General features: G+C 64.4%; 8 protein-coding genes. All 8 read right to left on the reverse strand.

What is annotated here, in order from left to right:
- Positions 1–97 precede the first annotated feature (97 nt).
- Genes tagF through tssH form a run of 8 tightly spaced genes read right to left on the reverse strand, consistent with a single transcriptional unit; the run spans position 98 to position 14,020 of the window.
- The gene (gene tagF / locus KHO31_RS00575; RefSeq protein ID WP_201073077.1) at positions 98–793 is read right to left on the reverse strand and encodes a type VI secretion system-associated protein TagF; all 696 of its coding nucleotides are present in this window, start codon (positions 791–793) and stop codon (positions 98–100) included.
- On the reverse strand, positions 790–4,335 hold the full coding sequence (gene tssM, locus KHO31_RS00580; RefSeq protein WP_201140507.1) for a type VI secretion system membrane subunit TssM: 3,546 nt from the start codon (positions 4,333–4,335) through the stop codon (positions 790–792). The genes tagF and tssM overlap by 4 nt, the downstream gene beginning before the upstream one ends.
- A gap of 43 nt (positions 4,336–4,378) precedes the next feature.
- Positions 4,379–5,668, reverse strand: a complete 1,290-nt coding sequence (gene tssL, locus KHO31_RS00585) for a type VI secretion system protein TssL, long form (protein WP_201073080.1) — start codon at positions 5,666–5,668, stop codon at positions 4,379–4,381.
- Between the two features lie 23 nt (positions 5,669–5,691).
- Entirely contained in the window at positions 5,692–7,026 is a 1,335-nt protein-coding gene (tssK, locus tag KHO31_RS00590; protein ID WP_211622470.1) for a type VI secretion system baseplate subunit TssK, read from the reverse strand.
- Between the two features lie 21 nt (positions 7,027–7,047).
- Entirely contained in the window at positions 7,048–8,817 is a 1,770-nt protein-coding gene (gene tagH / locus KHO31_RS00595; protein ID WP_211622472.1) for a type VI secretion system-associated FHA domain protein TagH, read from the reverse strand.
- Between the two features lie 32 nt (positions 8,818–8,849).
- Positions 8,850–10,841, reverse strand: coding sequence for a type VI secretion system Vgr family protein (locus KHO31_RS00600; RefSeq protein WP_211622474.1), 1,992 nt, complete (start codon positions 10,839–10,841; stop codon positions 8,850–8,852).
- Position 10,842: 1 nt separating this feature from the next.
- Positions 10,843–11,232, reverse strand: a complete 390-nt coding sequence (locus KHO31_RS00605) for a DUF4280 domain-containing protein (protein WP_211622476.1) — start codon at positions 11,230–11,232, stop codon at positions 10,843–10,845.
- A gap of 58 nt (positions 11,233–11,290) precedes the next feature.
- Complete coding sequence (gene tssH / locus KHO31_RS00610) at positions 11,291–14,020, reverse strand: type VI secretion system ATPase TssH (RefSeq protein ID WP_201073086.1); 2,730 nt, start codon at positions 14,018–14,020, stop codon at positions 11,291–11,293.

Raw genomic sequence — 14,020 nt, forward strand, 5'->3', positions numbered from 1 at the left:
ACACCGGCAGGAACCGGCATGACAGCCTCATCCTTTAAAGACGAATGACGGGCAGTCAATTTGAAACCCGGGCCAGCGTACAGCGCGTTGGTTCAACTTATTTCCAGGCACCTGCGTTCGACGTCAATTCGACAACCGAGTCCCATTCGTCCGCACCGAGGTCGAGGAGACTCGCGAACTGCAGGCCGCTCGTCGCGCCCGTGGAGATTCTCGCAGAAGCCGCCATGGCTGGCGATCCGTCGCTCCACCAGACACCCTGTCCCGTTACGGCGGCGTTTACGAGCAATGCTGCAAAGCCCTCGTCGGACGCGTCCCGCACTGCAAGACGCCATGGCGTCAACTCGTGATCGCCATTGCACAAATCCTCCGCGCGCAACGCCGCATCGAATTCATCGAGTGCGAATTCCGGCGCCAGTGTTGCCAGTGCCAGTTCCGCCAAGCGGTCATACCATGCTTGTGCGCCGGCCAGTTGCCGCTCGAGTTCGACGCCTTCGAATGCCTGAGCAATCGTGAACGGAAAGTAACGCCCCACACGGTCCACGCCTGGCATCAACACGCCCGCCCAGGCGCTCGGGCCATACACGTGCGGCCCCAACGCAAAACACCACACAGGCGCATTCAGATACAACGGCAGCCACTGTGCGCCGAAGCGCTGCCGCCCGAGCAACATGCCTTCCTGCAAGCCCTTATCCCAAGGCGTCACGAACTCCACCGGCAAGCGCCGCGATACGAAGTCGCCATGCGTGCGCACCTTCCCGAAAAAACCCGGCTTTGGAGACGGGGCTTCGCTCATAGCCGATCCGGGCAGCGGAACTGCTCGAGCATGCCGCGGCGAAACGGGTTCACGATACTGCTGGCCGCAAGTTCGAACTCCGCGCGCCGGCCATCCGATTCGAAATTCAGACGGAACCGGTCAGCCTGCGAGGTGGGCTGCAAATGCGCGTCGTCCAGCAGATGCAGCAGCGCCCACGGGCCGTCGGCACGCGCAGGCGTCGCGCTGCCCGGCGGCATGAACTCGACGTGCGCCTGGCCGGTCCCCTTCCCGCTCGGCCACTGGAACACCATGGATTGCGGTGTGCCCGGTTTGACGATCAGTTGCTGTCCGTCGATGTCGAGCGTGAATTGCGTAATCGCCGGATCGATGGTGAGCGGCTTCACCTCGAAGCGCACCGACACATCGCGGCCACCCGCACGGAAAAACGCGTCGCGGATCTGCGCGGCCCGCTGGAACTGCGCGAGTACGTCGACGGGTATGCCGAGCGTATCGGCGCCGCTGCGCCAGCGCCATTGTGGTCCCGACATATCGACCAGCGTCGTCAGGTTCTTCTGGAAGAAATCGTCGATCAGGCCGCCCGGCCCGAGCAGTCTGCCGAAATCATCGGGGGCGGCGTCACGCGTGGACCCGCGCACGAGCGGATAGCGACCGTCGAGTGCCTGCCGGCACAACTGCGCGACGTTCGCCTGCCACAACGCGTTGAGGCGCGCCCGCTCACCGCCGACCATCAGCGATCCCGCACCCGTCGCAACGGCCGTGGCCACTGTCGCTAGCGGTGGCGGCGCACCCTGGGCGACGAGCTTGAGCTTGTTCAACGCATCCCCTGGCGGAGCCGGCAAGCCCTGTCGGCGCGCGGCGTCCGCGGCCTCAAGGTAGGCCGCCGCATCCTTCAACGCCGCGAGTTGCACGTCCAACGGAACCGGGCCTGTGGCGCCCGGTTTGCCGGCGAGTTCATGCAGCGCCTGGAAATGCGCGTCGACGGGATTGAGCTCTGCCGGCGGCGGCGCTGCCGCGTCGTCCGGCTGGTTGCCAAGGGCGTTCTCGAGGCGCTTCTTGGCCGCATCGAGCTTGCCGCTCAACGCGGCAACGCCCTGCTCCGTCAGCGAAGCGCCGGTCTTCGCGGTACCGAGCGTGGTTTCCTGCGCCGCAGCCAACATCAGCGAGCGCAGCGGCGAATCGGGCGCCGCGAGCAGGTTCGCCACCCGTGCGCCTTTTTCCACGCCGTCGAACGGAACCACATCGATGTCATTGAGCAACGCATCCCATTGGCGGATGTACTCGTCATAGTAGAGGCGCGTAATACCCGCCCTCAGGTCCTCGACGCCATTCGGCGTCAGTACGGATTCCTCACGGCCCAACACCCAGTCGTCCTTCGCGACATCGATCACCGCCTCGTCACGCAACTGGCCGAACTTCTGATAGCCGGCCCGCGTGTAAGCCCCGGAGACGCCGCGCGTCAACGGTGCGCCGCTTTTGCGCACGAGCACCAGCGCGGCGTTTCGACCGGCCGCATTGGCGACGCTGAACTCCTGGGGCCGGGCCTGTTCGAGATTGCGGTTGACGCGGTTGAACAGGCGTTGCGTCAACGGCATCTTGGCGAGCGTCGCACGCGCCTGCGCGATCAGGTCCTTGTCCAGTGGCAGCGACGCATCGAAGCGCGCCGGCTGGAACAACGCTGCGAGATGGCCGTCGATATCGTTGCGCTGATCATCGCTGGCGTCGCGCAACGGACCGCGGCGCCAATCCACATCCGCCCACAGCCGCACGGAGTCGGCGTCGTAGTGCAGCGAGTCGCCGAGCATCAGGTACGCGCGCAAGACTTCATACTGGAAGTCTGGATTGTTCGCATCGCCGCGGCGCAGCTCTTCTTCCATTCGGCTGACCACGAGAGGCAACAAGGTTTGCCGCAGTAGCCGGCGATAGCTGGTCTGCGCTTCAAGGCCGAGCTTGTCGCCCTGATAGAGGCCGAGGCGCGACAACCACGGAACGCCTTTGTCGCGGTCCGCATAACCGCCGGGAATGTCGCGCGCGGCATTGAGCAGCGGTAGCAACGCAAGCGGGTTGTCAGTCTGCTGCGTGCTCTGCGCGAGCTTCTGCAACTCTCCAACATGCTGCTGAACATCGGCAATATAGGTGCTGTTGCGTTGATAGCTGACGAAGAACAGCAGCAGCGCCAACACCGTGACGATGCCGATCGCCACCAGAGCGGCACGCTGGAACCACGCGCGGCGCCGCTCCAGTTTCTGGTTCGTGCCCGCGAGCCCTGCTTCCTCGAAGATCACTTCGCGCAGTAACCGCGTGATGAAGTAAGCACGCCCGCTCGCCGGGTCAGGCACGACAACCTGTTGCTGCAATCCGAGCGCCGCGGCCACCGCGCTCATCACGCGGTCGATCGGCCGGCCTTCCTGGGTGCCGCTGGTGAAATAGACCCCGCGCAGCAACGCGGACTGGTCGAAACGGGACGTACTGAAGGTTTCGTTGAGAAACCCTTTCAGCACGGACTGCAGACCGGCGAACTGTTGCGGAAATCCATAGACGAGCGCGCGCCGGCGCGTGTCGGTCTCGCGCTGCATCCGGTTCAGCACGCGGGCTTGCAGCTGCTTTTCCAGCGCGTCGAATTCAGCGGGAAATGCAGCCAACGCGTCGTCAGGCGAGCCTTTTTCATTGAATGGAAAAGTCACGCCCCATACCTGCTCGCGCTCGTCGCGGCCGAGATCGTCGAAAAATTCGGCGAAGCCCGCGAGCAGATCGCATTTGGTCACGATCACATAGACCGGAAAACGCATGCCAAGCTGGCTGTACAGTTCCTTCAGCCGTTCGCGAACGGCATTCGCCTGCTGCGCGCGTTGCGTATCCGATAGTTGCAGCAGGTCGTGCGCCGACAGTGCGACGATCACGCCGTTCAGCGGCCGGCGCGGTCGATATTTGCGCAGCAGTTGCAGGAAACCGGCCCAGGCGGCCTGATCGGCCTCGGCGAAACTGTCCTGCGTGGTAAAGCGGCCTGCGGTATCGAGCAGCACCGCATCGTCGGTAAACCACCAGTCGCAATTGCGCGTGCCGCCCACGCCGCCGACCGACTGCTTGCCGAGCCGGTCGGCCAGCGGAAACTTGAGCCCCGAGTTCAACAGTGCGGTGGTCTTGCCCGTGCCGGGCGCGCCGACGAACATGTACCACGGCAACTGATACACGTACTGACTCCCGAAGCGACCCTTGACGCGTGCCTTGCGCAAGGTCGCCATGGCCGCTTCGAAACGCTGCTTCAAGGCGGCGACGTCAGCCTCGGATTCCTTTTTGCCGGGCGCCGGCTCGACCGGCCCCTCGGCAACCACGCGGGTGAACCTGACGTTGGCGAGGCGCATTGCGATCCAGCGCACGCCCCAGTAAAGCGCCCACAGCAACAACAGCACGACGATCACGGTCCACCGGCTGCTGGCGGTTTCGAGCGGCTCGTGGCCCGCGTACGCAATCAGCGGCCCCTCGACCCAGACGATCAGCGACAGTGCGAGCACGCCGAGCAACGACAGCACGATGGGCCGTCTCAGCCAGTTGAAGATTTTCATACGCGGCTCCCTTCCACGCGCGACGCACCGAGCGCAAAGACGCTCACGATGCCGCTCCCGGCGCCAGCACGGTGATATCGACGCGGCGGTTCTTCGCGCGATTCGCGCTGGTGTCATTGGGAGCGATCGGCTCGGCGTCGCCCCGCCCTTCGGCGCTGAAGCGGCCTGGCGTGCCGGCACGGGCCACGAGCATATCGCGCACTGCTTCGGCGCGCGCCTGCGACAGATGCCAGTTCGACGGGAAGCGCGCGGAGAAGACCCGCTGGTTGTCTGTGTGGCCCGCCACGACGACATTGCCCGGCACTTCCTTCAGCGCGTCGCCAATGCGTTGTACGAGGGGGACAAAACCCGGCGCCAGATCGGCACTGCCCGACTCAAACAGGCCGTCGCCGTTGATCGTGACAACGGTCCGATCGGGTAACTCGGCGACGCTCACGAGGCCGCGGGCGATTTCAGGCGCGAGGAACTGCGACAGCTTCGGCGCGAGCTTCGGCGCCGCTGCAAGTTTCGAGGCGAGCGCGGGCGCCGGCGCAACACGAATACCGTGAAGCGCTTCGAACACCCGATCGGACATGTCGTTGAGTCTGAAGCTCAACACCAGGTGAACGATCACGAGCACCATGCACGCGACAGCCGCCGCGACCCACAACGGAACGAGCTGCAACAAGGGCTTGCGCTCGACCTTGACCGGCAGCCAGTGCGGCGACAGATCGCGCTCCGCGGCGCCACGCTGCCCGCGAATCATCTGCTCGAGGCGCTCGCGGATCGTGTCGAGCTGCGTGCGGCCGCCGTCGATCAGACGGTAGCGTCCTTCGAAACCGAGTCCGAGAATCACATAGATCAATTCGAGCACGTCGGCATTGCCCGCCGGATTCTGCGCGAGGCGTTGCAGGATCAGAAAAAAACGCTCACCACCCGACGCCTCGTTATGGAACGTCACGAGCAGGCTGCGGCTGCCCCACAGGCCCGCGCCCCATGGCGTGCTGGAGATCGCCTCATCGAGAAAGGTGCACAGGCAGTAGCGCGAAGCGCCGAGCTTCTCGTCGTCGATGCCGTTGGCACGGCCTTGCACTTCGAAGTTGCGCACCATCTGCATCAGCTGGTTGCGCAACTCTTCGACATTCGGATGAGTGGGCAACTGGCGCAGCGGCAGCGCCAGTTCGATCAGCGGGTTGGCCGCGCGCAACAGCGGATTGAGACCGCCGCCAGCGGGCAGCATCGGCGCGGGCGTTGCCGCGGCCGCCATGAACGCCGCCCGCGCGCCGCCGGGCGTCGGGATCAGGATCGTCGCGCCGGGATCGTCGCTGGGGCCGCGCGGTTCGTCTGGAGTCACGATGAACATCCTCAATCAATGCATCAGCGGCGGATTGCCCAGAACTCCATCGTCAGCCCGGGGAAGTCGCCGGCGACATGCAGCGCCATACCGGCGGAACTCGAGAACTGCTTCCACAGGTCGTTGCCACGATCAAGTTCGAAGTAGGTAAAGCCGGCGTGGAACGGCAATTGCCGCGGCGCCACGGGCAACGCACGCAGGCCGACGCCAGGCAATTGCAGGTTGACCAGATCTCGAATGCGTTCGACCGGTCCGATCTTCACCTGCGGTGCGAAGCCGGTCAGGATGTGCTCGGCCGGCATCTGCGCGCGCACCGCGAGCACGAAGGTAGCCCCGGCGAACAGCGTTTTGTCCGGCACGATCGCCACGCGCAAGCCGAACTTGCGTTCTTCGAGCGGAATCGGCACCGCATGCGGATCCATCACCATGCTCAGCGACGCACGTATGTCGTCGATCACCGGCGCAAAGGTTTCTTTCAACCACTCATGGCGGTATACCGGGTACGCCTGCGGCCGCTTCGACGCCTGGCTGAAAGTCGCCAGTTCGCCGGCCAACTGCACTGCCACCCGGTAGAGTTCCTCGGGATGGAGCCCAGTCATCGTCGACAGATGTGAAGCGAGCGGCTCGTGACGGTTGATCAGTTGCAACAAGAGGAAATCCGCCACCTCCGCGACGCCCGTCACGCCCGGCTGCGCAAGGCGCGCGGCCAGCGCTTCGCCGCGCTGATGCAGAAGGCCCACCAGGTCGTCGACGAAAGCCCCAAGGCGGCGCGCCACCCGATAGTCGAGACACGGCGGGCTGTAGTCGTTCTCGAGCACGACCCGGTTGTCGGGCAGGCGTTCGAGCACGCGCGCCACGCCGAGCGTCGTGTAGGCATTCGCCACTTCGGGAGCGAGCGCGAGACGCACCCGCAGCTTGCCGATCTGCATCAACGCAGCGCCGGCATTCGGGTCATTGCTGTCGCTCACGTCGAGTTCGGCGATACGATGCCGCGCGAAGTTCTCCTCGCTCACCTCGTTGCCGGTTTCGGCCACACCTGGCCTGCGCACCGGCAACGCCAGTTGGACCAGCATGTTGCGCGTGCTTTCGGGAATGTCGAGTGGCTCGGGCAAGTCATCATCGGCGGGAAGATCGAATGGTGTGCCATCCGGCATTACGCCGGAGCACGACAGCAGCGCGAGCTTGCCGAGTTTGAGCAAGGGCTCGTCGATCTCCAACGCCGTAAAGCCCCAACTGTACGGGCGCAGGCCGGCGGCGCGCGTCTCCAGTTGCCTCTGCAGATAGCGGTCGTGCTGCTGCAGATGCTGGGGTTGAAGGAACATCCCCTCCGACCAGATGACTTTGCTGTTCCAGGACATGTTGTCTCGTTCAAAAGTATGTCAGGTGGGATTGGCCGGGTCCTTCGGCTGACGCTCGCGGGCCGCGTGCAATGCGTCGATCTGGGCCTCGTACGCGTCGTTGAACGCCCTGCCGAAGAGCTTCTGGAAGTCGTCGTCGGCTTCGCGCGTGATGGCGCCCTGTAACTCGACAAACAGATCCCACAGCTTCGCCTTGCGGTTCGACAGCACTTTTTCGAGTGCGCCGGGGTCTTTTAACTGCGCTTCGATCGAGCCGGGATTGAAGCGGCTGAGCACGTGGGCGAGCGCCGCGCGCATACCGGCGAGGACGGCGAGTTCGTGCGCCTCGATATCGTTGAAGGCACGCCTGAGTGCCTCGTCGGGCGGCAGATAGCCGGCATTGCGGCCGGTCAGCATCGGCGCCAGCGCGCTGTCGACGTCGGGGAAAAATTTGAGCGGGTTGTTGTCGCGCGCGACGATCATCGTCGTGTCGAGGCGCGCTTCGCGTTTGGTCATCGAGCGCGCTCGCAGCACGGCCATCGTGCCGCGCAGCGATTCACGCAGCATTTCGCCGATGAGGCGCGCGAATTCCGGCTCAGGCAAGTTCGGCGTGCGCGATGCATCGAGGCCGAGACCTTCCAGCAGGGCCTGGAACGTGGCGGCATTCGTGCTCGCCGGAACGGCTGCGTCCTGGCGCGCAGGAGTGGGCTGGGCGGCCTGGGCGGCCTGGGCAGCCTGGGCGGGCGATGGCATGGCCGCTTGCACGCCGCCAGGCAGCTCCGCGGCGAACGCCTGAGTTGGCGCAACGTCGGCGATCGGCAACGGCACAGAAGGTGATGGCGTGATCGGAGCAAGCGGCGGAGCGGGCTGTGGGGCAGACGCCGCCGCAGGCATGACAAGCCGCACGCTAGCGGTCTGTGGCGCTACAACCGGCACGACCACCGGCACAACCGGCGCAGATGGCGCAGATGGCGCCGCGAACAGGTCATCGAACGGGGTGGCCGCGGTGCCTGCCGAAAAGGTATCGAGCAATCCGGCGGGCAAGCCCGTCGGACCGCCTTGAGGCGCGGGTGCCGGGGGCGCCGAAGCGGGCCACGCCGCCTCCTCTTGCGTATGACGCGGCGTCGCCGCATACGATGCGCTGCCCGCCTGCGCTGGCGTTTCCCACTGCGCCAACGCATCGGCGAGCGGATCGTAGTCAGCCGGAATCCCTGCTGCCGGTGGCGCCGTCCTGCCGGGATCCTGCCGGGCCGGTTGCGGCACCGAAAACGCTTGCAACTCCGGCGACACGTGATCGCTCTCCGAGCCCGCAAAGCCCGGCCGCGACGATATTCGCGGCTGTTCGCCAAAGCCCGGCTGGCCAAGCGGATCGAGCGAACCAAGCCGCAACACGTCGCCTTGCGGATCGGCCGGCAACGGACCGCCGAGCACCTGCGCGGCGCTGAGCGGATCGTGGCCGCCCGTTAGACTGCGCAACCCCGCCGCCTGCTCGCCGATCGACACCTCGAGCAGATACGAGCCGATCAGGAGACGGTCGCCATCCGCGAGCCGGGCCTCGCGCGTGCCGCCTAGCGCGCGCTGATTCAACACGCTCGGATTGCTGCCGAGATCGCACAGTAAATAGTCGCCGCCGCGAAACTCGACGCGCGCATGGACGCGCGAAATCGCGCGCTGTTGATCGGGCAGCACCAGCGTGCAGTCGTTTGCCCGGCCAATCGTGCCGCCTGCGGGTCCGAACGCGATCGCAATCGGCTCGGCCAGCGTCTCGTCGTTGAATCGCACAACCCGCAGCGAAAGAATCGGATAGTTCACTTGGCTCCCCACAACCGGTCAGATCAATCAGCTCACGATTTGATTTTTTTGGTCCCGTCGTCGGCGTCTTTGGGTGCGCTCGGCGCGGTTGGCGACGAGCCGCTGCCGGAGCCCGCCGAGCCGCCGGAATTAAGCAGGATCGGCGTGCCTGACACCGCCACGCTCACCGGGCCCACCACCACGAAGGCGCCACCTGCCTTTAGCGTAATACTCGCGCCCGCTTCGAACACGATGTTCATGCCCGCCTTGATATGGATGTTCATGCCCGCGTCGATCGCATAGTCCATCCCGACTTTTTCCTGCAGCTTCTGCGCGACCTTGAGCGACGCGTTGCCGTCCACCTGGGCGTTCTGGTCGCCGGTCACGGCGTCATGGCGTGCGCCGGTGACTGCCACAAACTCGTTCCCGGTGACCTTCAGATGCCGATCGTTTCCCACGTTGCTCAGCATGTCGTTCTTCACCCAGGTTTCGTGATCCTTCTCTGCGTGGAAGAACAATTGCTCGTCGCCTTTGTCATCGTCAAAACGCATTTCGTTGAAACCGCCGCCACCTTTGGTCGAATTGCTCTTCAACGTCGACAGCGCCTGATTGGCCGGCAGATCGTACGGCGGCATGGTGTTGGCGTTGTAGACGCAGCCGGTCACGAGCGGCCGGTCCGGATTGCCCTCGACAAAATCGACGATCACCTCCTGGCCGATACGCGGCACGAAGAAGGTCCCCCAGCGTTTGCCGGCCCAACTCTGCGACACGCGCACCCAGCAGCGCTTCATGCGGGCGTCCGCATCGGCCGGCGGTGCGAACTGCTCCCAATGAAACTGCACCTTGATGCGGCCGTATTTGTCGGTGAGGATTTCTTCGCCGTCCGGGCCGACCACCACGGCGGTCTGCGGACCCGCCACGACCGGCTGCGGGGTCAACCGCTCCGTGCGGAAGTGGTTTTCCTTGCGCAATGCAGTGAACGCACAGTCGAAGAACGGTAGCGACGGATCGTGGCGAACCGTGGATGCATACACATCCGAATTGATTTCGTACGCCGCGCTGACCACCAGATAATCATGGTTCTGCGCGTCACAGGCATGCCCCTCGAGCTTGAACTGGCCGCCCGGCCAGATGCCGCGCGCGCTCGAGCGGCCCGAGATGCTGTCGTTGCGCGCCTGATGAATTTCGACGCCGACCTTCGCATAACGATCGCCATCGCCGGACTGAACGTGACCGCTCAGATGTTCCTGCATCGTGTACACCGGCGGGTCGTACACTTTCGGCCGCGTCGCACGCGACAGCAGGCCTTGCTGATTGCTCGACGAAGGTTTTTCGAAATCGTACTCGTTGACTTCGTACTTGCCGGTCTGCAATTCCGCACCCGAACTCCAGGCATAGATGCATTCCTTCTCGTTCGAAGGCTCGTGCCATGCGTCGTAGGAGATAGACGGATAGTGATCGATCGGCCCATGCACGTCGCTCGAATCGGTCAACACCAGCGTGTGCTTGCCCGCTTTGTGCTCGAAGTAGTAGTAAATGCCTTCATGCTCCATGAGCCGGCTAACGAAAGCGAAATCGGTTTCGCGGTATTGCGCGCAGTGCTGCATCGGCGGATAGCTCGCCTGGCATTTATTGCTGACGTCGATGTTGTAGTCCTGCAGCACGCGGGTGACGATATCCAGCACGCTCGTCTCATAGAAAAAGCGGCTATGCGAGGCGCGCGTCAGCAGCCACAGCCGCGGGCGCACCACGGCTTCATAGCGTGCCATCCGGTTGCGGGTGCCGTCACCCGGCGCAACGATCCGGAACACCGTGACGATACCGTTGAATTGGCGTTCGCCGTCGCCCGGCAGCGCAAGCGCGATCGAGATGTCATGGCCGAGCAGATCGGCCGCTTGCAAGTCGTTGCGCATGCTCAGTAGATCCAGTCGCCATTCGCTCAGGCGCCCCAACTCCTCCGTGCCGCTCAGATGCAGAAACAACAGATCCTTGCCGGCAGGTGCGCAACTGACGGTGGCGTGGCGGTTCGGGTCTTGTGTGGTCATGTCACGGAATCATCGTCTTGACAGTTGCCGGATTGATGATCGTGACCACGCCGCCCCAGTTGCACATGCAAGTCGATACGTTGTCGAGCGAAGGCTGGTTGCCGAGCAGCACGGTCGGCGCACCTGGCGTCCACGGCGTCATGGTCGCGGGAATGCACGGCATCGGCGTCAGCACGCCCAACGCCGCCGTCGTCGCTGCAGCGACCGTCGGATTGGCGGGCGAACTGCACACGCCGAACGGCATGATGTTGACGAGCGGAATGTGGTCCATGATGTTGGCCGCGGGCGGCCCTTCGCCCATCACGCGATTGACCGGCAGCACCACCAGAGACGAAGGCGCGGCGCCGAACGAACATTGCAGCGTTGCGCCCATGCTGACTTGTTGCGGCATATGAAGGCATCCACCATGCGAAGTACCAGAAAACCCACGCGAGCGTCCCGTCGAACCATCAATCGAACGTATAGAGAAATTCGCCGTCGCGCGCCCCGATCTGCACTTTCGTTACCGAGCTCCCATTCATCATCCGCGTCAGAAATTCCGTGCTGATACGCGGCAACAGCGTGTTGGTCAAAATCGCGTCGATCATGCGGCCGCCGCTTTCGAGTTCGGTGCAGCGGCTGCCGATCAGCTTCACGACGTCGTCGTCATAACTGAACGGAATCTTGTGTGACACGCGCATGCGCTTCTCGATCCGCCCGAGCTGCAAGCGGATGATCGCGCCAAGCATCTCGTCGGAGAGCGGGTAGTACGGAATCACCACGACGCGCCCAAGCAAGGCCGGCGGGAATACCTTCAGCAAGGGCTCGCGCAACGCTTTCGCGATGCCCTCCGGCTCCGGCATCAGTTCCGGGTCTTTGCACAGGCTCGTGATCAGGTCCGTACCGGCATTGGTGGTCAACAGGATCAGCGTGTTCTTGAAGTCGATCACGCGGCCCTCGCCGTCTTCCATCCAACCCTTGTCGAACACCTGGAAGAAAATTTCGTGGACGTCCGGATGGGCCTTCTCGACTTCGTCGAGCAGCACCACGCTGTACGGACGGCGGCGCACCGCTTCAGTCAGCACGCCGCCTTCGCCATAACCGACGTATCCGGGCGGCGCCCCCTTGAGCGACGACACCGTGTGCGCTTCCTGATACTCGCTCATGTTGATGGTGATGACGTTCTGCTCGCCGCCGTAAAGCACCTCGGCGAGCGCCAGCGCGGTCTCGGTCTTGCCGACACCCGAGGTGCCGGCAAGCATGAATACGCCGATCGGCTTGTTCGGATTGTCGAGACCGGCGCGTGAAGTCTGAATGCGCCGCGCGATCATCTCGGTGGCATGGGCCTGGCCGATGATGCGCCGGTTCAGGTTCTCCGCGAGTTTGAGCACGTTTTCGATTTCGTTGCGGACCATCCGGCCCACCGGGATGCCGGTCCAGTCCTGGACCACGGAAGCGACCGCCTGCTGGTCGACGGTCGGCAGAATCAGCGGATCTTCGCCTTGATGCTGTGCGAGTTGCGCCTGCAGGTCGCGCAGTTCGGCGAGTCGCGCATCGCGCACGGCGGCATCGCCGGCGGCCGTCTCCTGCGTAGCGCCTGGTTCGCCTGCTTCGCCTGCTTCGCTGGCGCCTTCAACCTTGCCGGTCTCGCCTCGCAGTTGTGCGCGCAGCGCGAGAATCCGTGTCACCAGTTCCTTTTCCGCCTGCCAGCGGATATCGAGCGTGGAGAGGCGCGCCTGTTCGGCCGCAAGCTTTTCCGACGCCGCGGCGTGACGCTCCTGCGTGTTGACGCCGACCGCGGTTTCGCGGCCAATGATCGCCAGCTCGGTTTCGAGCGCCGCAATCCGCTTGCGCGAATCGTCGACCGAAGCCGGCGTCGCGTGCTGGCTGACCGCCACGCGCGCGCAGGCGGTGTCGAGCAGACTGACCGCCTTGTCGGGCAACTGCCGCGCCGGAATATAGCGGTGCGAAAGCCGCACCGCGGCTTCGAGCGCTTCGTCGAGGACCTGCACCTTGTGATGCTGCTCCATCGTCGAGGTGACCCCACGCATCATCAGGATCGCTTTGGTTTCGTCCGGCTCGCTGACCTGCACCACCTGGAAGCGACGCGTGAGCGCCGGGTCTTTTTCAATGTGCTTCTTGTATTCGGCCCACGTCGTGGCGGCCACCGTACGCAGCGTGCCGCGCGCAAGCGCAGGTTTCAGCAGATTCGCCGCGTCGCCGGTGCCGGCCGCCCCGCCCGCGCCAACCAGCGTGTGCGCTTCGTCGATGAAAAGAATGATCGGCTTCTCGGAGGCCTGCACCTCCTCGATCACCTGCCGTAAGCGGTTCTCGAACTCGCCCTTCATGCTCGCACCCGCCTGCAACAGGCCGACGTCGAGCGTGCGCAACTGGACGTCGCGCAAGGACGGCGGCACGTCGCCCGCCACGATGCGCTGCGCGAAACCCTCGACGACCGCCGTCTTCCCGACACCCGCCTCGCCGGTCAGGATCGGATTGTTCTGGCGTCGGCGCATCAGGATGTCGACCACCTGGCGAATTTCCTCGTCGCGTCCGACGATCGGGTCGAGCTTGCCGTTGCGCGCCTGTTCGGTCAGATCCGTGGTGAAGCGCCGCAGCGCTTCCTGCTTGCCCATCGCGGCGGCCGGCACCGGACCGCCGGCATCGCCGGTTTCGCTTTGCGCGCCCGCCGGCTGAAAACCGTCACTCGCGCTCATGCCCGCTTCCGGCGACTCGCGCAGCAAGCTGTCAAAATCGTCGACGAGCGAATCGAGCTTGATGCGTTCGAACTGGCGCGAGATGCCGTACAACCCGTTACGCAGGGACGGTGTCTTCAACAGGCCCACCACCAGATGACCGGTGCGCACCTGCGCATCGCCGAACATCAGCGAGCCGAACACCCAGCCGCGTTCGACCGCTTCCTCGACTTGCGACGAGATATCGGTCACCGAACTCGAGCCGCGCGGCAAACGGTCGAGCGCGTCGGTCAGATCGCGCGCCAGCCCGGACGGTTCGAGTCCGTAATGTTTGACGATACGGTGCAGGTCGGAGTCCTGCAGTTGCAAGATCTGGTGAAACCAGTGCACCAGTTCGATATAAGGATTGCCGCGCAACTTGCAAAAGACATTCGCGCTCTCGATTGCACGGAATCCGAGCTTGTTCAGCTTGCCGAACAATGCTGCCCGTTTGATCTCGGCCAT

Origin of the sequence: Paraburkholderia domus (assembly GCF_905220705.1) — a bacterium.
In the GTDB taxonomy this organism is placed as follows: Bacteria; Pseudomonadota; Gammaproteobacteria; order Burkholderiales; family Burkholderiaceae; genus Paraburkholderia; species Paraburkholderia domus.

Coding starts and splice junctions, on each gene's coding strand:
- tagF (WP_201073077.1), bottom strand. CDS start 793: ATGAGCGAAGCCCCGTCTCCAAAGCCGGGTTTTTTCGGGAAGGTGCGC.
- tssM (WP_201140507.1), bottom strand. CDS start 4,335: ATGAAAATCTTCAACTGGCTGAGACGGCCCATCGTGCTGTCGTTGCTC.
- tssK (WP_211622470.1), bottom strand. CDS start 7,026: ATGTCCTGGAACAGCAAAGTCATCTGGTCGGAGGGGATGTTCCTTCAA.
- KHO31_RS00600 (WP_211622474.1), bottom strand. CDS start 10,841: ATGACCACACAAGACCCGAACCGCCACGCCACCGTCAGTTGCGCACCT.
- KHO31_RS00605 (WP_211622476.1), bottom strand. CDS start 11,232: ATGCCGCAACAAGTCAGCATGGGCGCAACGCTGCAATGTTCGTTCGGC.
- tssH (WP_201073086.1), bottom strand. CDS start 14,020: ATGGCCGAGATCAAACGGGCAGCATTGTTCGGCAAGCTGAACAAGCTC.